The sequence below is a fragment of the Microbacterium sp. NPDC091662 genome (assembly GCF_044756705.1).
Classification (GTDB): Bacteria; Actinomycetota; Actinomycetes; order Actinomycetales; family Microbacteriaceae; genus Microbacterium.
Genome location: NZ_JBIVTM010000001.1, coordinates 1523695 through 1544128 on the forward strand (window position 1 = coordinate 1523695; position 20434 = coordinate 1544128).

Here is a 20434-nt window from a genome sequence, read left to right on the forward strand (position 1 = left end):
GATGCTAATGGTTCGGTAGGAAACATCGTTTCTCTTCATGTGCGACCGTTCCTAGGCTGGATCCATGCTCACGGTTCTCGCCGGCCTCGGACTCGGCCTCTCCCTCATCGTCGCCATCGGCGCGCAGAACGTCTTCGTGCTGCGTCAGGGGATCCGCCGGGAGCACGTCCTCGCCGTCGTGGCCATCTGCGCCCTCTCCGACGCGGCACTGATCGCAGCCGGCGTCGCCGGACTCGGCTTCGTGATCTCCGCCGCGCCGTGGCTGGTGGTGGTCGCGCGTTGGGCGGGCGCGCTGTTCCTGCTGACCTACGGCATCTTGGCCGCACGCCGGGCCTGGCGCGGCGGCGACGAGCTCGACGTCGACACGGTCGGCTCCGCAGAGTCGGGATCCGGCGTCGACGGTTCGACCAGCACACTCAACCGCACGCGTCTGGCACCCGTCATCCTGACCACGCTCGCACTCACGTGGCTCAACCCGCACGTCTATCTCGACACCGTGCTGATGCTCGGATCGATCGCGGCCACCCACGGCGACGAGCGCTGGCTGTTCGCGGGCGGGGCGATCGCCGCCAGCATCCTGTGGTTCACAGCGCTGGGGTTCGGCGCCCGCTATCTGGGGCGCTGGCTGCGCACTCCGCTCTCCTGGCGCATCCTCGACGCTGTGATCGCCGTCGTGATGATCACGATCGCGGTCAGCCTCGTCCTGCCGGTGCTGGTCCCCTGACGGATCAGGCCTCGTCGATCTGGGCGAGCCGCGTGCGGACGAGGCTCTCGAGCACATCGAGCCGGATCGGATGCTCGGGCTGGAACCGGATGGTCCCCTTGTCGACGCTGATGCCCGGGAGTCCATCGAGAAGCCCCGCGACCGCCGCGACCGCATCCGGGCTGAACGGGTAGATGCCGATGTGCTTCTTGGCGCGCATCACCGAGAGGAGCGCCTTGCCGCGGTACACGAGCGCGGGCATGCCATAGCCCGTGCCCTGTTCCGCATCGGGCGCCTCCTGGCGGGCGACCGCGTAGACCCGATCGATCGCCTCGCGATCGGCGGCGGCGAGCGCTGCGAGGTAGTCGTCGATGGTTCCCACGATGGCATCCTGCCACCGATCCGTGCGCATGGCGAGAAGGTCGCCGGATCAGGCGCCGTCGAGCGGGCGCATGATGCGGGTGAGGAACCGTTGCGTGCGCTCGTGCTTCGGCGCTGTGAAGATCTCTGCGGGCGGACCCTGCTCCACGACGACACCGCCATCCATGAACAGCACGTGGTCGGCGGCCTCTCGGGCGAAGCTCAGTTCGTGGGTCACGACCGCCATCGTCCAGTTCTCGTCGGCGAGCTCCTTGATGACCAGGAGCACCTCGCCCACGAGCTCCGGATCGAGCGCACTGGTCGGCTCATCGAAAAGCAGCAGATCGGGCTTGAGCGCGAGCGCCCGGACGATCCCGACCCGTTGCTGCTGACCGCCGGAGAGCTGATGCGGACGGGCATCGGCCTTGTCGGCCAACCCCACGCGGTCGAGCAGCACGAGCGCCTCGGACACGACCTCGGCCCTGGGGCGACCCTGCACCCGCCACGGTCCTTCGATGACGTTCTCGAGCACCGTGAGATGCGGGAAGAGGTTGTGGTGCTGGAACACCATCGCGGAACGGTCGCGCAGCGCCAGCCGCTTCTGTTTGCGCTCGCGGGGCTTCGACGCCGCCTCCGTCGCGAAGTCGATCTCGGGGCCGCCTGCGACGACGATCGTGCCGGCGTCCGGCGTCTCGAGCCCGTTGAGCGCACGGAGCACCGTGGTCTTGCCCGAACCGCTCGGGCCGATGAGCACGACGACCTCGCCGCGGTGCAGTGTCAGGTCGATGCCGCGGAGCACCTCGTTGTCGCCGAAGCTCTTGTGGAGTCCGCGCGCGGTGAGCAGCGCCTCGGGAATGTTGTCAGTGTGCGACACGACTGTCCAGCCTCCTCTCGAGAGCGCTCTGGCCGAACGACAGCACCAGGCAGAACACCCAGTAGACCAGCGCTGCGGCCAGGTAGACGACCATGAACTCGAGCGTCGTCGCGGCGATCTGTTGCGCCACCTTGAACAGCTCTGTCACCAGGATCAGCGAGGTGAGAGACGTGTCCTTGACGAGCGAGATGAACGTGTTCGACAGCGGCGGCACCGACACCCTCGCCGCCTGCGGCAGGATGATGCGGGTGAGCGTACGGGTGCGGTTCATGCCGACCGTGTACGCGGCCTCCCACTGCCCCTTCGGCACCGAGAGGATCGCGGCCCGCACGACCTCGGCCCCGTAGCCGCCGACGTTGAGCGACAGGGCGATGATCGCACTCGGCCACGGGTCGAGCGTGATCCCGATCGACGGCATGCCGTAGAAGATCACGAACAGCTGCACGAGCATCGGCGTGCCCCGGATCACCGAGATGTAGAAGCGCGCCACGCCCGACACGACCGGGTGCACCGAGATGCGCATCAGCGCGACACCGACCGCGATCACGAGCCCCAGCACGAACGAGACCAGCGCGAGCGGAACCGTCGCCGTCAGACCCGCCCAGGCGATCGGCCCGAGCGAATCGAAAAACAGCTGCCAGGGACTCTCCATCGACTACTTGGTGACGTCTTCGCCGAAGTACTTCTCGCTGATCTCGGCCAGGGTCCCGTCGGCGCGAAGCTCCTCGAGAGCGCCGTCGACAGCCTCGACGAGCGCCTCCTTGTCCTTCGTGAACACGAAGGCCTGCTCCCCCGCCTCATCGGTCTCGGCCGCGATCTTCAGCCCGGTGGGGCTGTTGGTGGTCTCGTAATCGAGGAACGTCAGCTTGTCGTTCACGGTCGCATCCACGCGCCCCTGACGCAGCAGCTCGACGGCCTGAGCCCACCCCTCGACAGCTTCGACCTTGGCGCCCGATTCGGTGGCCAGCTCGTACCAGTTGCTCGTGAGTGACTGCGCCGTGGTCTTGCCGTCGAGATCGTCGAACGACGAGATCGAGTCGTCGTCCTCGGCGACGACGATCACACCGGGCGAGACCGTGTACGGAGTGCTGAAGAGATACTTCGCCTCGCGCTCGTCATTGATGGAGACCTGGTTCGCGATGACGTCGAAACGCCCGGCATCCAGTCCGGCGAAGATCGCATCCCACTGCGTCTCCTGGAACTTCACCTCGAGGCCGAGCTTGTCGGCGACCGCCTGGATGATCTCGACGTCGAAACCGGTGAGGTCACCCGAGCCGCCGTCACCGTGGAAGCTGAAGGGACGATAGGTGCCCTCGGTCGCGACCGTGAGCGTGCCGTCCTGCACGAGGCCGAAGTCGGAGCTCGCGGAGCTGTCGCCGCTGCCGGAGGTGCTCGCGGGCGTGCTCGATCCGCTGCAGGCCGTGAGCGCCGCAGCGGCGACGACGAGTGCAGTGACGGCGATGAGACGACGGGACATGAACCCTCCTGGGTGTGAAGCGCGGTGCGAGTTTACGCGACCGTCGCGGGAACTCCCCCACAGTACGTGTCACCCGGCGGTTCGCCGCATCCGATGACGTTTCGTTTCGCGGATGTGCGAGGACGCAGAAACGCCCCCGGGCGGACCCGGGGGCGTTTCAGAGAGTCAGACTCAGATGGAGTTGACGTCCAGCGGGATGCCGGGGCCGAACGTGGTCGACACCGCACCCTTCTGGATGTAACGGCCCTTCGAGCTCGACGGCTTGAGGCGGACGATCTCCTCGAGCGCTGCGCCGATGTTCTCGTTCAGCTGCTCTGCGGTGAAGGACGCCTTGCCGACGACGAAGTGCACGTTGGCGTGCTTGTCGACACGGAACTCGATCTTTCCGCCCTTGATCTCCTCGACGGCCTTGGCCGGGTTCGGGGTCACGGTGCCGGTCTTCGGGTTCGGCATCAGACCACGCGGTCCGAGCACCTTTCCGAGACGACCGACCTGGCCCATGAGCTCCGGGGTGGAGACAGCGGCGTCGAAGTTGGTCCAGCCATCGGCGACCTTCTGGATGAGCTCGGCGCCGCCGACCTCATCTGCACCTGCGGCGATCGCAGCCTCGGCCGCGGGGCCGGTGGCGAAGACGATGACGCGGGCGGTCTTACCGGTGCCGTGGGGCAGGATGACGGTGCCGCGCACCATCTGGTCTGCCTTGCGGGGGTCGACGGCGAGCTTCAGCGCGACCTCGACGGTCGAGTCGAACTTCGACGAGCCGGTCTCCTTCGCGAGGGCGACGGCCTCGGTCGGGGTGTAGAAACGGTCTGCCTCGATCTTCTCGGCGGCAGCCTTGTAAGCCTTGGACTTGGTAGCCATGATTATTCTCCTCAGCCCTCGACCGTGATGCCCATGGAACGGGCGGTGCCGGCGATGATCTTCGAGGCGGCCTCGATGTCGTTCGCGTTCAGGTCGGCCTGCTTGGTCTCGGCGATCTGACGGACCTGGTCCTTGGTGATCTTCGCGACCTTGACGGTGTGCGGGGTCGCGGAGCCCTTGGGGACGCCGGCAGCCTTCTTGATGAGCTCCGCAGCAGGCGGGGTCTTCAGGATGAACGTGAAGCTGCGGTCCTCGTAGACGGTGATCTCGACGGGGATGACGTTGCCGCGCTGCGACTCGGTCGCGGCGTTGTACGCCTTGCAGAACTCCATGATGTTGACGCCATGCTGACCGAGCGCGGGGCCGATCGGCGGCGCCGGGTTGGCTGCACCGGCGTTGATCTGAAGCTTGATCAGGCCGGTCACCTTCTTCTTCGGTGCCATTCTCTTTCCTTTCATCGAATCGGATGCCGGAGCATCCGCTTCTCCCACAGATCCGGCGGTTCCGGAACGTGGTCGTCTCTGCGCACGCCGAAACGTCGCACAAACCACACAAGTCTACCCGATACGGAGGAGTCCTGCGGCCCTCGCATCGCTCCCCAGTCACTCCGGTCGCATTTGCTGCCGCCCGGCGGACGATCGCGCGACACCAAGTGCGACCGGAACGCCCCGAAGGACGCCTTCACGACGCGGACGCGAGAACGGCCGCCCCGAAAGGGACGGCCGTTCTCGTGAGGAGTGTGTCAGACCATCTTGGTGACCTGGTCGAACGACAGCTCGACCGGGGTCTCGCGCTCGAAGAGCGAGACGAGGACAGTGAGCTTGCCGCTCTCGGGCTTGATCTCGCTGATCGAACCGGGAAGACCTGCGAACGAGCCCTCCTTGATCGTGATGGTCTCGCCGACCTCGAAGTCGACCTCGGCGGGCAGCGGACGAGCGACGGCGACGCCGCCCTTCGACGCGATGTTCTTGGCCGTGGGAACGTCCTTGACCTCGACGAGCGACTTCAGCATGTTGAAGGCCTCTTCGAAACGCAGCGGCGTCGGGTTGTGGGCGTTGCCCACGAAGCCGGTGACACCCGGGGTGTGACGCACGACCGACCAGGTGTCTTCCGTGAGCTCCATGCGCACCAGCACGTAGCCGGGGATGCGCACGCGGGTGACCATCTTGCGCTGGCCGTTCTTGATCTCGACCACGTCTTCCATCGGGACCTCGATCTGGTAGATCTCGTCCTCGACCTCGAGCGTCGACTTGCGCTGCTCGATGTTGGCCTTCACCTTGCGCTCGAAACCGGCGTAGGAGTGGATGACGTACCACTTGCCCGGGAGCATGCGGAGGTCCATGCGGAAGGCCTCGTACGGGTCTTCCTCGGCGTCCTCGTCGCCTTCGTCCGTCGAGGAGTCCTCGTCGCCCTGCGCGTCGTCGGCGCCGAGGTCGGGCCCGTCGTAGGGGGTGACCTCGTCGGCCGCAGCCGCGTCGAGGTCGGCGGCCTCTTCGGCCACAGATTCGTTGAGGACTTCAGCGGCAGCCTCAGACTCAGCCGCTTCGTCCAGGTTGAGAGCGTCGTTCACGATCGCGTCCGCCTCCGGGTCGTCGATGTCGATGTCGATGTCAGCCGTGTCGTCCTCTTCGCCGTCCTCGTCTTCGACGTGGACCGCGACATGCTCAGCCGAGGTGACCGAGAGCTCTTCCTCGGCGAGGACGTTGCCCTCCTGGGCTTCGTCTTCCTCGCTGGACTGCTCTGCGGCGGTCGCCCAGTCGGCGTCGTCGGAATATCGTTCAGACACGTTGTTTTTCTCCATAGCTGCGGCGCGAGCCGCGGGGGTCATCAGCCAGGGATTCCGAACACCCAGTGCGTCACGAACGCGAACAGCGTGTCCAAGCCGTAGACGATGCCCATGACGATCAGAACGAAGACGAGCACCACCCCGGTGAACTTGAACAGCTCCTTGCGAGTCGGGGTGACGACCTTGCGGAGCTCGGCGATGACCTGGCGGATGAACAGGGCGATGCTCCCGAAGAACCGGGAGAAGGGGTTGCCCTTCTTCTCGCGGGTGGCGCCGGCCGCGACGACCTCGCCGCGCGGTTCGTCCTGATCCATCCTGAATGTACCTTTCGTGTGTCAGCGTTGCGCTGACGCGCAGGGCGGACAGGAATCGAACCTGCAACCTGCGGTTTTGGAGACCGCTGCTCTGCCAATTGAGCTACCGCCCTAGAGACCGGGAGGTCTCGGGGTGTTCTCCCCACTCTGCCACCGTAGCTGTGATCGGAAGACCCCAGGCATGGCGAAAGAATGCAGACAACAACTGCCCCACAAGCATACGGCATCGATCCGGTCGCGCCGAACCGGAGTCGCGATGGCGTGTTCTTGTTAGGCTCAGCGAGCGTATGCAGGAGGAGGGAGCGCCGGTGAGCGCTGAAGTGCAGCAGTTCCAGGTGGATCTGCGCGGAGTCGTCGATCTGCTCAGCCGGCACATCTACTCCGGTCCTCGTGTGTATCTGCGGGAGCTGTTGCAGAACGCCCGCGACGCGATCACCGCCCGCCGCGAGCTGGATGGCGGAGGCGGCCGCATCCGGATCACTCCGCTGACCGCCGAGAACGGCGAGTTCGTGCTGCGCGACGACGGCGTGGGGTTGACGGCGACGGAGGTCGCCGACCTGCTGGCGACCGTGGGTCGCAGCTCCAAGCGCGACATCTTCGACCTCCCGCGCAGCGACTACCTCGGGCAGTTCGGCATCGGCCTGCTCAGCTGCTTCATGGTCGCCGACACGATCGTCATCCGCTCGCGCAGCGCCCGCGGCGGCGCCTCGGTCGAGTGGACCGGCAGTGCCGACGGCACGTTCCAGGTGGCCGAGATCGACGAGGAGCTGCCGATCGGGACCAGCGTGCATCTCGTGCCGCGCTTCGATGCCGATGAGTTGCTGCGCCCAGCCGCCGTGCACGAGCTCGCGACGACATTCGGGGAGTTCCTGCCGGTGCGCGTCACGATCGACACCGCCGCCGGCGACATCGACATCACCCGAGACGCCCCGTTCCTCGACGCCGCGCAGCACCCCGAAGCCGCGATCGGCTACGGTCGCGACCTCCTCGGCGCGAGTCCGCTCGACGTCATCGAGCTGAGCGAGCCCGCCACGGGCACGCGCGGCCTCGCCTACGTGCTGCCCTTCGCCCCGCCTCCCGGTGCACGCCAGGCCACGCGCATGTACCTGGGGCGGATGCTGCTCTCCGAGCGCGTCGACGACGTGCTCCCCGACTGGGCCTTCTTCGTGCGCGCCGTGGTCGATTCCACCGGTCTCGCTCCCACCGCGAGCAGGGAATCGCTCGTCGAGGACGTGGCACTCGAACGCGTGCGAGAGCAGTTGGGCGCCGGCATCCGCCGCTGGGTGCTCGAGCTGGGGCTGCGCGAACCCCACCGTCTCGCGCAGTTCGTCGCCGTGCACGAGGTCGGCCTCAAATCGCTGGTGCGCCACGACGAGGAGCTCGCCCACTTCATCTCCCGATGGCTGACCGTCGAGACGACGCACGGCACACTGCGGATCGGCGACCTCGTCGAGAGGTACCCGCACATCCGCTACGCGCAGAGCGTGGACGAATTCCGCCAGGTTGCCGGCATCTCCCCCTCCGACGAGGTGCTCGTCAACGGCGGCTACCTCTACGACGCCGACCTGGTCCGGATGCTGCCCGACCTCTACCCGCACGTATCCGTCGAGCAGGTCGACGTCACGGGCGAGCTCGACCGCCTCGACCCTCCGCCCCTCGATGACCGCGACGCGGCCGTCGCCCTCGAGGCACGTGCCGGCGCCGTGCTCGCGGCGTCCGACTGCTCCGTCGTCGTGCGGTCCATCGACCGCCCCGACCTGGCCGGACTCTACGTGGCCGACCCCGAGGTGCTGCGGGCGATCGACCGCGGACGCACCAAGGGCGTCACCGGGGCCCTGTGGGGCGGCGTGCTGGATCGCATCGACCAGACCCTGTCGTCCGCGCGCGAAGACGACCTCCGCGCCCGACTGTGCCTGAACTGGTCGAATCGTGTCGTGCGTGCGCTGGTGCACGTGAACGATGACGCGGTGTTCGCCCGCACCGTGCAGCTCCTCTACATCCAGGCGCTGCTCGCCGGGCACCACCCCCTCGCCGACGCCGACCGGGCGCTGATGACCAGCGCCCTCGCCGACCTCGTCTCGCTCTCGGCCGGACTGGAGGGTGACACCATCCCCTTCGGCGACGCCCGCTGACTCTCCCCCGAAAGGTTCCGTCCATGGCACGTCCGAAGAAGCGCTTCCAGCAGCTGATCGAGGAGATCGACCGTACCCCCTGGGGCCCCGCAGAGCAGGCCCTGGTCTCGGAGGCCGTGGCCCTGGCCGTCGAGATCGGCGACGAGCGCCTCGAGTACGAGGCCCGGATGCGCCAGACCGCGTCGGCGAACATGAACGGTGCGACCGACGTCATGCTCAACTCGTTCGCGTGGTGTCTCGCCCATCACGACGCAGACCCGCAGCGCTTTCCCGCCGACCTCGACAACGGCGGCGCCGACCTGATGTGGCAGTTCAAGTGGATGGCGTCGTCGCTGCGTTCCTCCCCCGCGTTCTCGCAGGAACAGATCGCGGCCGTGCTCGACGACATGGAGTCGCACTACCGTGCCGCGGGCCTCGGCGTCAGCGGCGTGCTCACGGCACGTTTCGAAGATGCCTGGGATGCCGGCCGCATGGACGAGGCCGAGGCGCTGCGCGTGCAGCTGGAGGCGACGCCGCGCGATGACCACAGCCACTGCGACGCCTGCGGACGCAGCCAGATCGCGGGTTTCTTCGCGGACACCGACCGCGACGCGGAGGCGATCGTGCTCGTCGAGGAGATGATCGAGGGCGGCTTCTCCTGCGGTGAAGAGCCGGAGCATGCGCTCTCGCGCGTGCTGCTGCCCTACCTGCGTGCCGGGCGCGTCGACGAGGCGAAGACCGCGCACCTGCGCAGCTACCGGCTGGCGAAGGACAACCCCGACAACCTGCGCATCGTGGCCAACAACATCGTGTTCGCGGCGATCACGGGCAACGAGGCCCGCGCGCTCGCACTGGTCGAGAAGCACATCTCTTGGCTCGCGCATGACGGCCTGAACGTCGACGCCCATTTCGCAGCTCTCGCGGCCCTCGCCGTGGCGCTCGACCGGGTGACGTCCGCCGGGCACGGAGACACTCCTGTGCGCGGCGCGGAGTCGGCCGCCCTCGTCCCGTTCTTCGGCGAGCACGACGGCACCTGGAGCGCTGCCGATCTCGCGGCGGCCGCGTGGACCGCTGCGGAGCGCATCGGGGCGGGCTTCGACGGGCGTGACGGAACGGACGGGCACGCCCGCAGCCTGGAGCGGATGCGTGTACTGGCCGACGAGCAGTACGACGTGCCGATCCGCTCCGACGCCTTCGTCGCCGCCGCACCCACGACCACACCGGTCGACGCCGACGGATGGTTCGAGCGGGCCATGCAGCTCGCCCAGTTCGGCGCCGAGCACGAGACGCTCGAGGCTCTGCCCCGCGCTCTCGAGGTCGAGGACCCCGCCAAGCGCGCCCAGCTGCTCTCGATGCGCCTGGGGATCCTGATCGCCCTCGATCGCGCCGAGGAGGCCCTGCAGCTGCTTCCGGAGCGTGTCGCCGCTCTGCGCGCGGCCGGCCGCGATGTGCAGGCCGATCTCGAGGAGCGCATCGGCCTCGCGACGTTCGGTCTGAACACCCCGGAGACGACCGCCGCCCTCGAGGAGGAGATCGGCGCTTCGGACGGCCTTCCCGCCTGGACGCGCGGCGACCTCGCGATCAGCCGCGCCGCCCTGCACCTGCAGTCCGGCGAACCCGACGCCGCGCTCGATCACGCCGAGGTCGCCGCGCGATCGTTCGCCGAAGCCGAGGACACCCGGCTGACGAACACCACGACGCTGCTGGCCATCTCGGCCGTGCTGAGCAAGGGCGACCTCGAAGCGGGAAGCGCGCTGCTCGACCGCTTCCTCGCCCAGGACGACCTCAGCACCGGCCACCGGGCGCAGGCGCTGCAGACCCGGGCACGAGTGCGCGGCGGCGGAAACACCTATGTGGAGGGCGCAGCAGACGCCGATGAGGCCTGCCGACTGCTCGCCGAGCTCGGGGCCACCCGCGCACTCGGCGACGCGCACCTGCTCGCCGGAGCCCTCTGGGAGGACGCGGACGAGCCGGAGAAGGCTGTCTCGCGCTATCGCCTCGCGGCTCGGCTCGGCGGCGAAGCGGGAGGCGACACGACCGGACTCGACTTCCGGCTCGCCCGTGCCATGCTGCGCGTCGGCGATGCGGAAGAGGCGGCGGAGCTCTTCGGCGACGTGCTGCAGCGCGAGGAGGAGGCCGACGTGCCCGCCGGCTCTCGCGCCATGACCGCGTCGATGCTCGCGCGCGCGCTGAGCGCCGCCGGCGAGTTCGGTCAGTCGGTCGGCGCGCACGGCTACGCCTCCGAGCTGTTCGCCCAGGCCGAGGAGCACGCGGACCAGGCGATGTCGATGACGGAGCAGGCCAAGATCCTCGCGCGCTTCGACGAGCACGATGACGCGATCGCGCTGCTCGAATCGGCCGCCGAGATCGTGCGCCGGGCACCCGATGCCGTCGGTGCGCTCACCGAGGTCCTGCACAGCCTCGGCCAGGCCTACGGCGGGCGCAGCGATGAGCGGGCGTTCGGACTCTTCGACGAAGTCGCCGCCCTCGCGCAGCAGCACGAGGCGGAGTGGCTCCTCGCGGATGTGACCGACTCCCGCGCACGGGCTCTGGCCGAGCTCGGCCGGATCGATGAGGCGGTCTCCGCCGCGCTCACCGCGGCCGACGGCTTCGCGGCGCTCGGAGACCAGGGCTCCGCCGGCGGCTCCGAGCTGTTCGCGGCGCGGGTGCTCGCCGGCAACGAACGCTCAGCCGATGCCGTCCCGGTCTACCGCAGCGCCATCGAGCACGCGGCCGGCCACCCGCCGTTGCTGCAGGTGTCCGCCCTCGAACTCGGCAACGTACTCGAGGCGCTCGGCCGTCACGGCGAGGCCGCCGAGGTCCGCGCGCACCTGGAGAGCTGAGCACCGATCCCGCGAAGCGGCGCCGGCTCAGAAGAGCTGGCGCCAGTTCGCCTTCGCGAGGTCGAGGAGCTCATCGCCGCGCCCGGACATGACCGTGCGGATCGCATAGAGCGCGAAGCCCTTGACCTGCGCGGCCTCGATCGCGGGCGGCATCGAGAGCTCCTGGCGCTCGGTGACCACGTCGAGCAGGGCGGGACCGTCATGGGCCAGCACTTCGCGGACGGCATCGGGGAGATCCTCGCTCCGCTCCACCCGACGCGCGAAGATCCCCATCGCCTCGGCGATCGCCGCGAAGCTGGGGTTGTCCAGCCCCGTCCCGTACGTCACGAAGCCGGCGGCCTTCATCTCGAGCTCGACGAAGTTCAGTGACGAGTTGTTGACCACGATGGTCTTCACGGGCAGCTTGTTCTGGGTCAGGGAGAGCAGCTCGCCGAGCATCATCGACAGCCCGCCGTCACCAGCCAGCGCGACGACCTGGCGATCGGGGTGTGCGACCTGCGCCCCGATGCCGTGCATGAGCGCATTGGCCATGGAGCCGTGCGTGAACGAGCCGATCAGACGTCGGTTCTCGGTCATCGAGAGGTACCGCGCCGCCCACACCGTCGGCGAGCCCACATCGGCCGTGAAGATCGCGTCATCGGCCGCGTACTCGTCCAGGAGGCGGGCGAGGTACTGCGGGTGGATGGGTCGCTTGCCCTTGGCCGGCACCGCCAGCTCGTCGAGCTTCTTGCGCGTCTTGCGGTAGTGGGCGGTGGCATCGTCGAGGTGCGAGCGGTCCTCCTTCCGCGCCACCCGGGGCAGCAGTGCGTCGGCCGTGGCGCGCACATCACCCACCAGCCCCAGATCGAGCGGATGCCTCTTGCCGAGCTGAGCACCTCGGATGTCGACCTGGATCGTCTTGGCGTTGTCGGGGTAGAACTGCTCGTACGGGAAGTCGCTGCCCAGCACCAGCAGCGCGTCGGCGGCCTCCATGGCCCGAAAGCCGGAGGCGAAGCCGAGAAGCCCCGTCATCCCGACATCGAAGGGGTTGTCGTACTCGATGAACTCCTTGCCGCGGAGCGCATGCACGATCGGGGCGCCCAGCTTGTCGGCGAGCGCGATCACCTCGTCGTGCGCGCCCTCGACACCCGCTCCGGCGAGGATCGTGACCTTCTTCGCGGCGTTCAGCAGCGTCGCCGCCTTCTCGAGCTCTGCCGGGTTGGGCACGATCACGGGGCGGGTGCGCTCGATCACGACGGCACGATCGTCGGCGATGTCGGCCAGGGCGACGTCGCCGGGGATCACGAGCACCGCGACCCCCCTCTCTTCGATCGCGGCACGCATGGCGATCTCCATCAGGCGCGGCATCTGCTTCGGATCGGCGACGTACTCGACGTAGACGCTGCACTCGCGGAAGAGCTCCTGCGGATGCGTCTCCTGGAAGTATCCGGTGCCGATCTCGGTGGTGGGGATGTGGGCGGCGATCGCGAGCACGGGGACGCGCGAGCGGTTGGCGTCGTAGAGGCCGTTGATCAGATGCAGGTTCCCGGGCCCGCAGGATCCGGCGACGACGGCGAGGTCGCCGGTGGTTGCGGCATCGGCGGCAGCGGCGAACGCGGCGGATTCCTCGTGCCGCACATGCACCCATCGGATCGTGCCGTCTTTGCGCAGCGCATCCGTGAAGCCGTTCAGCGAGTCCCCGGGAATGCCGTAGACACGGTCGATCCCGTTGGCGTGCAGAGTCTTGACGATGTTCTCAGCGACGTTGGCCATGCTTCGACCCTACGCCCGGGCACGGAGGCATGGCCGGTCCGGCGGCCGTGACACATGTCACCCGAAGGGCCGACATCCGACACTGTTGCCCGCTGCGGCGTGCGATCTAGCCTCGAAGCATCAGACGACGCCGAGACGCTCTCCGGTTCCTCCGGGGCCACGGCACGACGAGAGGATGCAGGATGAGCGACTTCGCCATCGGGGACACCGTGCAGATCACCGGCCCGACGATGACCGGAAATGTCGGGACCGTGGTCTCGATCGACGAGAAGCGCGGGAAGTACCTCGTGCGGATCACGGATGTGACCCAGAACTACTTCACCCCCGACGAGCTGAAGGTCTTCTCAGCGTGAGGGCGACGGATGGTGCTCAGTACTCCTGAGCGCCATCCCGGTCCGGCTCCGCACTGCGACGGAACGCACGCCCGGATACCGAGGCCGGGGCGATGCGCACGTAGACGCGCTTGAGCGTGGGGATCCAGGGGCGAAGACCCGCCGCGTCCGCTCCGGTCGCACTTTCTGTCGGCTCAGGACGAGGCGAGCGACAGAAAGTGCGACCGGAGCGTGACCACCGCGCGGACGGACGAACTCAGCCGATGCGGATGAGCTTCTTGTTGACGAACTCGTCCGCTGCCAGGTGACCCAGCTCGCGGGCCGTGCCGCTGCGCTTGACGCCGCCGAACGGCAGCTCGGGGCTGTCCGCGAGCACGAGGTTGACGTAGACCATGCCCGCCTCGATCTTGTCGGCAACGCGCTCGGCCTGCTCGGCATCCGTCGTGAAGACATAGGAGCCGAGGCCGAACGTGGTGTCGTTCGCCAGCTCGACCGCTGCGTCCTCATCCGCCACACGGTAGACGACCGCCGCGGGGCCGAAGAGCTCTTCGCGGTAGACGTTCATCTCGGGCGTCACGTCGGCCAGCACGGTCGGAGCGAAGAACGCGCCGTCACGGGTGCCGCCGGTGAGGAGCGTCGCTCCCTGCTCGACCGCCTGGTCGATCTGCTTCTGCAGGTTGACCGCAGCCGTCTCGGAAGACACCGGCCCGAGGACCGTGTCGTCGAGCATGGGATCGGTCGCCTCGACCGCCGCCATCGCGGCCGTGAACTTCTCGACGAACGCGTCGTACAGGCCGTCCACGACGATGAAGCGCTTGGCGCCGTTGCAGGCCTGCCCGTTGTTGTCGAGCCGCGCGTCGACGCCGGCCTGCACGGTGGCGTCGAGGTCGTCGGTGGAGAGCACGATGAACGGGTCGGAGCCGCCCAGCTCCAGCGCGACCTTCTTGAGGTTGCGGCCGGCGATCTCGGCGACCGCGGCACCTGCACGCTCGGATCCGGTGAGCGAGACGCCCTGCACGCGCGGGTCGGCGATCATCGTCGCGATCTGCTCGTTCGTGGCGAGCACGTTCTGGTAGGCGCCCTTCGGGAAACCGGCGTCGTGATAGATCTTCTCGATCGCGGTCGACGACTCCGGGCACTGCGGTGCGGGCTTGAGCAGGATCGTGTTGCCGACGATCAGGTTCGGAGCGGCGAAGCGCACGATCTGGTACGCCGGGAAGTTCCACGGCATGATGCCGACGAGCGGGCCGAGCGAGGAACGGCGGATGATCGCCGACCCCTCCCCCAGGATCGCGATCGGCTGGTCGGCCATGATCGACTCCGCCTGGTCGGCGTAGTATTCGGCGATGTCGGCGGCGAAGTCGACCTCGCCGAGGGCGGCCTCGCGGGGCTTGCCCATCTCGCGCACGAAGATGTCGGCGAGCTCCTCGCGGCGTTCGCGGTGCAGCTCCGCCGCACGACGGACGAGCGCCGCACGCTCGGCTACGGTCGAGGAGCGCGACCACTCGCGGTGGGCCTCGTCGGCGGCGGCGACCGCCTCATCGATCTGGGCGTCCGTGAAGGTGTCGAAGGACGCCAGCGTCTCTCCGGTGGCGGGGTTGATGACGGCGTAGTCGGTCATGACATGTCCTCTCGTGTGGTGGTGCGGGGCCCGACTGCGCGGGCCCCGCATCGGTGATCAGGAGACCGGGATCAGCGTGTACTTGGTGGACAGGTACTCGTGGATGCCCTCGAAGCCGCCCTCGCGGCCGACGCCGGACTGCTTGACGCCGCCGAAGGGTGCGGCCGCGTTCGAGACCACGCCCACGTTGAGACCCATCATGCCCGTCTCGAGCCCGTCGATCATCCGCTGGCCCCGCTGCAGGTTCTCGGTGAAGACGTACGACACCAGGCCGTACTCGGTGTCGTTCGCGAGGCGCACGGCCTCTTCCTCGGTCTCGAAGGTCGCGATCGCGAGCACCGGCCCGAAGATCTCCTCGCGGAGGATCGCGCTTCCGGCGACGACGTCGGTCAGCACCGTGGGCTCGTAGAACGTGCCCGTGCCCTCGACGGCCTTGCCACCGGCGAGCAGCGTCGCACCGCGACCGACCGCATCGTCGACGAGCTCGCCGGCCTTGGCGACGGCGTCCGCATCGATGAGCGGTCCGATCGCCACGCCGTCTTCGGTGCCGCGGCCGATCTTCATGTCGTTGACGCGCTCGGTCACGCGCTTGGCGAACTCGCCCGCGACGTCCTTGTGCACGATGAAGCGGTTCGCCGCCGTGCAGGCCTGCCCGATGTTGCGGAACTTCGCGGCCAGCGCACCGTCCACGGCCTTGTCGAGGTCGGCGTCGTCGAACACCACGAACGGGGCGTTGCCGCCGAGTTCCATCGACACGCGCAGCACGCCCTCCGCCGCCTGGGCGATGAGCTTGCGGCCGACCTCGGTCGAACCGGTGAAGGAGAGCTTGCGCAGACGCGGGTCGGCGATGATGGGCGCCGACAGCGCGCTGGACTTCGACGTCTGCACGACGTTGACGACACCGGCGGGGAGACCGGCCTCTTCGAGCAGCTTCGTGAAGTAGATCGTCGTCAGCGGCGTGAGTGCCGGGGGCTTGATCACGACGGTGCAACCGGCGGCGAGGGCGGGAGCGATCTTGCGCGTCGCCATCGCGAAGGGGAAGTTCCACGGCGTCACGAAGAACGACGGTCCGACCGGGCGCTGCGACACGACCATGTGGCCGGTTCCCTCGGGGTTGATGCCGTAACGACCGCTGATGCGCACGGCCTCTTCGCTGAACCAGCGCAAGAACTCGCCGCCGTAGACGACCTCGCCCCGTGCTTCCGCGAGCGGCTTGCCCATCTCGAGCGTCATGAGCAGCGCCAGGTCCTCCTTGTGCTCCTGCACGAGATCGAACGCGCGGCGGAGGATCTCGCTGCGCACGCGCGGAGCCGTCGCTGCCCAGCCGTCCTGCGCGGCGACAGCGGCGTCGAGGGCGCGGATGCCGTCTGCAGGCGTCGCGTCGGCAATGGTGCGGATCACGGCACCGGTCGCGGGGTCCTGCACGTCGAAGGTGCCGCCGGTCTCGCCGTCGATCCACTGACCGCCGATGAAGAGGCCGGTGGGGATGCTCTCCAGGAGCGCCTGTTCGGTCTGAGTGCTCATGATTCTCTTTCTGTGAGGAGGGCTAGGAGCGCGTGCGTCGGCTGGGCGGTGCGTCGATGCCCAGCGTCTGTCCGCGGAAGAAAGCGGGGCGTCGGACCGCATTCCAGATCATGACGACGATGCCGACGACGATGATCAGCATGCCGAGGATGAAGACGATGCCGACGCCGCCGATCTGGGATCCCGAACCATAGGCCGGGTCCATCGAGTCGATCAGCGTGGTGAAGAACAGCACCGCGAGGATCGCGCCGCCGACGAGTGGGAACAGGAACGTGAAGAAGAAGTTCCTCGTCGAGTCGAACCACTGCTTGCGGAAGTACCAGACGCACGCGAAGGCGGTGATCCCGTAGTAGAAGCAGATCATCATGCCGAGCGTGAGGATCGTGTCCCACAGCGTGTCCTCGCTCACGATGCGCATCACGGCGTAGAAGGCCGATGCGACGATGGCGGAGACGATGGTCGCGTACCCCGGGGTGAAGAAGCGGGGGCTGACCTTCGCGAACGACTTGGGCAGGGCGCCGTAGTGCCCCATCGCCAGCAACGTGCGCGCCGGTCCCACGAAGGTGGACTGCAGCGACGACGCCGAGCTGGTCAGCACCGCGAGCGACACGAGGAAGGCGAGCGGGCCGAGGATCGGACCGGAGAGGTGGAAGAACACGTTCTCCTGGATGTCCTCGTTACCGAGCCCCAGCGCGCCGGTGCCGACACCGGCGAACATGATCATCGCGACTGCGAGCAGCAGGTAGAGCGAGACGATCATGAGCACCGTGACGGTGGCCGCGCGGCCAGGGGTCTTCTCCGGGTCCTTGGTCTCCTCGTTCATGGTGAGGGTGACGTCCCACCCCCAGAAGATGAAGATCGACAGCGAGAGGCCGGCGGCGACGGCACTGAACGACGAGATCGCGAACGGGTTGAACCAGTTCAGGTCGAACGGCTGGTAGTCGAAGCCGTTGCCGTTGACGGCCTGCACGATCGCCGCACCGGCGAAGAAGAGCAGAACGAGGATCTGGAAGCTGACGAGCCAGTACTGCAGCTTCTGCGTCGTCTGCATGTCACGGTACGAGATCCAGGTCGCCCCGAGCATGAACAGCAGGCACACGCCGATGTTGATCCAGGTGACGCTCGCGAGGTCTGCGATGTCGGGGTTGCCGGTGATCTGCGAGATCAAAAGGAAGAGGAAGTCGACCGCGATGCCGGCGAGGTTGGAGAGTACCAGGATCGTGGCGACCACCAGGCCCCAGCCCGCCATCCAGCCCACCCACGGACCGAACGCTCTGGCCGCCCAGGTGAACGAGGTGCCGGAGTCGGGCATGCGGTTGTTGAGCTCGCGGTACCCGAACGCGACCAGGAGCATCGGGATGAAGCCGACGAGGATGATCGCCGGGATCTGGGACCCGACCGTGGAGGCGACAGGGCCCACGGCCGCAGTGAACGTGTAGGCGGGTGCGATGCACGAGATGCCGATCACGACCGCGCCGATGAGGCCGACCGTTCCGGCGCTCAGGCCTTTGGTGGAGATGCCGGTCGTGACACCGGATTCGGGCTCCGTCGCCCGGTTGGTGCTGCTCATCAGCGTTCTCCTGCTTCGTTGCGGGTGCGCGGGACGACGATCATGGGGACGGGCAGCTCGTGCAGCATCTTCGCCGCCGTGGAGCCCAGGAAGAGGCGACGGGGCTGCGCCAGTCGGCTGGAGCCGACCAGGACGACCTCGCCGGGAAGCCAGGAGAGATTCGCGACCGCATCCTCGACGGTGTCGCCCGGAGCCTTCTCGACGGCGGCGGTGCGCCCGTCGGGGAGCAGCTCGGTCGCCATCGCGAGGACTTCCTGGCCGTGGGCGTCGCCGACCGTGCGGATCGCGCCGGTGTCGAGCCCCGGCGGCACGTCGAACGGCACGAGGGACACGAGGCGCAGGTCGACGCCGCTGTCGCCGGCGAGGGCGACCGCTTCGTCGAGCAGCGCGTCGGCGCCCGGCCGAGACCCGACGGCGACGGTCACGCGCGGGATGACGTGGTCGTCCTGCTGCGCGGTGCCCACCGGAGCCAGTGCGACCGGGATGGTCGACGAGTGCAGCAGCTCCGACGCGACGCTGCCGAGGCGGTGGCGTCCGAAGATGCCCCCGCCGGCGGCACCGATCACGATCACGCGCGCCCCGAACTCCTCACCGGCGGCGATGAGCCCCTCGGCGAACGATTCGGAGAAGCGGACATGACCGCTGCGGGTCAGTTGCTGCGGCAGCCGCACGACGGCATCGGCGAGCCACTTCCTGGCCTGCGAGCGGATGTGCTCCTCATACGCGCGCTCCGGCGGCACGGCAGCGCTGCGCGTGCCCTCGTTCGGCAGCACGATCACCAGGTGCAGGGTCGCCCCCAGGCTGCGGGCGATGCGCGCGCCGAGTGCCGCGGCATCCGCTCCCGCATCCGTCGCCGTGTACCCCACGACGACCGAGCCGGTCATCAGCTGCTGCTCTCGACAGCGCCGGATTCGCGGCTCGCGTCGACGATGTTCGATGCGACGAGGTGCCCCATCCGGATCGCGCCGTCGACGTGCTGGTACCCGGCTCCGGCCATGTCGCTGCACGCGAAATGGATCGGGCCGACGGCCGTGCGAAGGTCGGCGCCGTAGCGGTGCAGGCCTCCCATGTCGAAGCTCGCGGCGTAGGCGCCGCGCGTCCACTCCTCGCTGCCCCAGTCGCTCTCGTAGTAGACGACCGGGTTCTTGGCCTCGGGGCCGTAGTAGTGCGACAGCGACTCGAGGATGCGCTCCTTGCGCTCCTCGGCCGAGAGCTCGAACACGCCGTCGGCGTTGGCGTCGGAGACGAAACCCACCAGCGTGCCGCGCTCATCGCCATGGTTCGTGTTGTCGTAGGCCTCGTGCGAGAGCTCGTACGGGCTGAAAGCGGTGCCGCTGAGGCCCTGCTCGCGCCAGAAGGGACGGTCGTAGACCGCGTGCACCTTGATGACGAAGCCCATCGAGAGGTGCTGGTGCAGCTGGTGCTGACGGCGCGGCAGCGGCGGGTCGAAGGAGATGCGGCTGTAGAGCACCGGCGCGTGCGCGAGGATCGCGTGGCGGGCGCGGACCGTGAGCTCGTCGGTGGTGGCGACGACGCCTGCCTCCGACCACTCGAGGCTGCGCACAGGCTGGTTCAGCAGCACGTCATCCCCCAGGCGCTCGGCGAGACGCAGCGGCACCTGCTGGAGACCGCCGACGACACGCTTGTCGAGGATGAAGTCGGCGTCGACGAGGTTCGAGTAGGAGCCTGCGGACGCCGCCATCAGCAGCGACTGCAGCAGCGAGAACGAGTGCGTGGGCTTGGTGAGCATGGCCGATCCCGTGGCGAAGGCCAGGTTGCGCACGGCCTCGTCGTCGTCGGTCTGCGAGCGCAGCCAGGCGTCCCAGGTGATCGAGTCCCACTCTTCGGCGTTCGGGTGCGCCCACGGCTGGTCGGGGTCGATCTCGGCGACCAGGGCATCGAGGATCCCCGTGATCCGGGCGATCACAGCCTCGGTCTCCGGCGACACGGGGAACATCTCCCCCGTGAAGCGGTGCGTCTTGCCGTCGGGGCCGACGTAGACGCTGTCGCCTTCGCGGTAGCGGCTGTAGGTCTCGAGGCCCAGCTCCTCGATGGCGTCCTTGAGCGCGTCCTGATCGGGCGAGACCCACTGACCGCCGATCTCGAGCATGGCGCCGTCGATGACGTCGGTCCACAGGCGGCCGCCGACGCGGTCGCGGGCCTCCAGCACGGCGACCGACAGGCCCGCCTTGCGCAGGTCGTTCGCGGCGGTGAGCCCTGCGGCTCCGGCACCGATGATGAGTACGTCGCGGGTGATCTCAGACATCTGCAACTCCTTCGTTGGGGGAAGTAGTGCCGGTCGCGAC

18 protein-coding genes and 1 tRNA gene are annotated in these 20434 nt (G+C 68.3%); 4 read left to right on the forward strand and 15 right to left on the reverse strand.

Going from position 1 to position 20434, the window contains the following annotated elements; all coding sequences use genetic code 11:
- Positions 1–64 precede the first annotated feature (64 nt).
- Positions 65–724 carry a LysE/ArgO family amino acid transporter gene (locus tag ACIQLD_RS07295; protein ID WP_402606759.1) on the forward strand — a complete coding sequence of 220 codons (660 nt, stop codon included), beginning with the start codon at positions 65–67 and terminating at the stop codon, positions 722–724.
- A 4-nt stretch (positions 725–728) separates the two neighbouring features.
- Here ACIQLD_RS07295 and ACIQLD_RS07300 read toward each other — a convergent pair whose 3' ends face one another.
- The 9 genes from ACIQLD_RS07300 to ACIQLD_RS07340 form a co-directional block, all read right to left on the reverse strand.
- Positions 729–1085, reverse strand: a complete 357-nt coding sequence (locus ACIQLD_RS07300; protein WP_402606762.1) for an iron chaperone — start codon at positions 1083–1085, stop codon at positions 729–731.
- A gap of 48 nt (positions 1086–1133) precedes the next feature.
- The gene (locus ACIQLD_RS07305; RefSeq protein WP_402606765.1) at positions 1134–1937 is read right to left on the reverse strand and encodes an amino acid ABC transporter ATP-binding protein; all 804 of its coding nucleotides are present in this window, start codon (positions 1935–1937) and stop codon (positions 1134–1136) included.
- Complete coding sequence (locus ACIQLD_RS07310; protein ID WP_136040690.1) at positions 1924–2589, reverse strand: amino acid ABC transporter permease; 666 nt, start codon at positions 2587–2589, stop codon at positions 1924–1926. Before ACIQLD_RS07310 ends, ACIQLD_RS07305 begins: the two co-directional genes overlap by 14 nt.
- A gap of 3 nt (positions 2590–2592) precedes the next feature.
- Positions 2593–3414 (reverse strand): amino acid ABC transporter substrate-binding protein, encoded by an 822-nt coding sequence (locus tag ACIQLD_RS07315; RefSeq protein ID WP_402606768.1) that lies wholly within the window; start codon positions 3412–3414, stop codon positions 2593–2595.
- 171 nt (positions 3415–3585) lie between these two features.
- The gene (gene rplA / locus ACIQLD_RS07320; protein ID WP_017829144.1) at positions 3586–4275 is read right to left on the reverse strand and encodes a 50S ribosomal protein L1; all 690 of its coding nucleotides are present in this window, start codon (positions 4273–4275) and stop codon (positions 3586–3588) included.
- 11 nt (positions 4276–4286) lie between these two features.
- On the reverse strand, positions 4287–4718 hold the full coding sequence (gene rplK / locus ACIQLD_RS07325; RefSeq protein WP_056312763.1) for a 50S ribosomal protein L11: 432 nt from the start codon (positions 4716–4718) through the stop codon (positions 4287–4289).
- 299 nt (positions 4719–5017) lie between these two features.
- Entirely contained in the window at positions 5018–6061 is a 1044-nt protein-coding gene (nusG, locus tag ACIQLD_RS07330; RefSeq protein ID WP_402606772.1) for a transcription termination/antitermination protein NusG, read from the reverse strand.
- 41 nt (positions 6062–6102) lie between these two features.
- The gene (gene secE / locus ACIQLD_RS07335; protein ID WP_387177980.1) at positions 6103–6375 is read right to left on the reverse strand and encodes a preprotein translocase subunit SecE; all 273 of its coding nucleotides are present in this window, start codon (positions 6373–6375) and stop codon (positions 6103–6105) included.
- A 40-nt stretch (positions 6376–6415) separates the two neighbouring features.
- Positions 6416–6488: transfer RNA gene (locus ACIQLD_RS07340), tRNA-Trp, on the reverse strand.
- Between the two features lie 195 nt (positions 6489–6683).
- On the opposite strand from ACIQLD_RS07340, the gene ACIQLD_RS07345 reads away from it, so the two are divergent.
- Complete coding sequence (locus ACIQLD_RS07345; RefSeq protein ID WP_402606775.1) at positions 6684–8507, forward strand: HSP90 family protein; 1824 nt, start codon at positions 6684–6686, stop codon at positions 8505–8507.
- 23 nt (positions 8508–8530) lie between these two features.
- Complete coding sequence (locus ACIQLD_RS07350; RefSeq protein WP_402606777.1) at positions 8531–11329, forward strand: hypothetical protein; 2799 nt, start codon at positions 8531–8533, stop codon at positions 11327–11329.
- Positions 11330–11356: 27 nt separating this feature from the next.
- On the opposite strand, the gene poxB is transcribed toward ACIQLD_RS07350, so the two are convergent.
- Positions 11357–13081, reverse strand: a complete 1725-nt coding sequence (poxB, locus tag ACIQLD_RS07355) for a ubiquinone-dependent pyruvate dehydrogenase (RefSeq protein WP_402606780.1) — start codon at positions 13079–13081, stop codon at positions 11357–11359.
- A 182-nt stretch (positions 13082–13263) separates the two neighbouring features.
- Here poxB and ACIQLD_RS07360 point away from each other — a divergent pair, with 182 nt between their 5' ends.
- A complete protein-coding gene (locus tag ACIQLD_RS07360) occupies positions 13264–13434 on the forward strand; it encodes a hypothetical protein (protein WP_402606782.1) in 171 nt (56 codons plus the stop codon).
- A gap of 235 nt (positions 13435–13669) precedes the next feature.
- Here the strand turns inward: ACIQLD_RS07360 and ACIQLD_RS07365 are convergent, their stop codons facing one another.
- From ACIQLD_RS07365 to ACIQLD_RS07385, 5 genes are read right to left on the reverse strand one after another with little or no spacing between them, the layout of a single operon-like run.
- A complete protein-coding gene (locus tag ACIQLD_RS07365; protein WP_402606785.1) occupies positions 13670–15034 on the reverse strand; it encodes an NAD-dependent succinate-semialdehyde dehydrogenase in 1365 nt (454 codons plus the stop codon).
- Positions 15035–15091: 57 nt separating this feature from the next.
- A complete protein-coding gene (locus ACIQLD_RS07370; RefSeq protein ID WP_402606788.1) occupies positions 15092–16558 on the reverse strand; it encodes an NAD-dependent succinate-semialdehyde dehydrogenase in 1467 nt (488 codons plus the stop codon).
- Positions 16559–16580: 22 nt separating this feature from the next.
- The gene (locus ACIQLD_RS07375; RefSeq protein WP_402606791.1) at positions 16581–18128 is read right to left on the reverse strand and encodes an APC family permease; all 1548 of its coding nucleotides are present in this window, start codon (positions 18126–18128) and stop codon (positions 16581–16583) included.
- On the reverse strand, positions 18128–19012 hold the full coding sequence (locus ACIQLD_RS07380; protein ID WP_402606794.1) for a universal stress protein: 885 nt from the start codon (positions 19010–19012) through the stop codon (positions 18128–18130). The genes ACIQLD_RS07375 and ACIQLD_RS07380 overlap by 1 nt, the downstream gene beginning before the upstream one ends.
- Entirely contained in the window at positions 19012–20394 is a 1383-nt protein-coding gene (locus ACIQLD_RS07385; protein WP_402606796.1) for a flavin monoamine oxidase family protein, read from the reverse strand. The genes ACIQLD_RS07380 and ACIQLD_RS07385 overlap by 1 nt, the downstream gene beginning before the upstream one ends.
- Between the last annotated feature and the right edge of the window lie 40 nt (positions 20395–20434).

Coding starts and splice junctions, on each gene's coding strand:
- ACIQLD_RS07295 (WP_402606759.1), top strand. CDS start 65: ATGCTCACGGTTCTCGCCGGCCTCGGACTCGGCCTCTCCCTCATCGTC.
- ACIQLD_RS07310 (WP_136040690.1), bottom strand. CDS start 2,589: ATGGAGAGTCCCTGGCAGCTGTTTTTCGATTCGCTCGGGCCGATCGCC.
- ACIQLD_RS07315 (WP_402606768.1), bottom strand. CDS start 3,414: ATGTCCCGTCGTCTCATCGCCGTCACTGCACTCGTCGTCGCCGCTGCG.
- rplA (WP_017829144.1), bottom strand. CDS start 4,275: ATGGCTACCAAGTCCAAGGCTTACAAGGCTGCCGCCGAGAAGATCGAG.
- rplK (WP_056312763.1), bottom strand. CDS start 4,718: ATGGCACCGAAGAAGAAGGTGACCGGCCTGATCAAGCTTCAGATCAAC.
- secE (WP_387177980.1), bottom strand. CDS start 6,375: ATGGATCAGGACGAACCGCGCGGCGAGGTCGTCGCGGCCGGCGCCACC.
- ACIQLD_RS07350 (WP_402606777.1), top strand. CDS start 8,531: ATGGCACGTCCGAAGAAGCGCTTCCAGCAGCTGATCGAGGAGATCGAC.
- poxB (WP_402606780.1), bottom strand. CDS start 13,081: ATGGCCAACGTCGCTGAGAACATCGTCAAGACTCTGCACGCCAACGGG.
- ACIQLD_RS07360 (WP_402606782.1), top strand. CDS start 13,264: ATGAGCGACTTCGCCATCGGGGACACCGTGCAGATCACCGGCCCGACG.
- ACIQLD_RS07365 (WP_402606785.1), bottom strand. CDS start 15,034: ATGACCGACTACGCCGTCATCAACCCCGCCACCGGAGAGACGCTGGCG.
- ACIQLD_RS07370 (WP_402606788.1), bottom strand. CDS start 16,558: ATGAGCACTCAGACCGAACAGGCGCTCCTGGAGAGCATCCCCACCGGC.
- ACIQLD_RS07375 (WP_402606791.1), bottom strand. CDS start 18,128: ATGAGCAGCACCAACCGGGCGACGGAGCCCGAATCCGGTGTCACGACC.
- ACIQLD_RS07380 (WP_402606794.1), bottom strand. CDS start 19,012: ATGACCGGCTCGGTCGTCGTGGGGTACACGGCGACGGATGCGGGAGCG.
- ACIQLD_RS07385 (WP_402606796.1), bottom strand. CDS start 20,394: ATGTCTGAGATCACCCGCGACGTACTCATCATCGGTGCCGGAGCCGCA.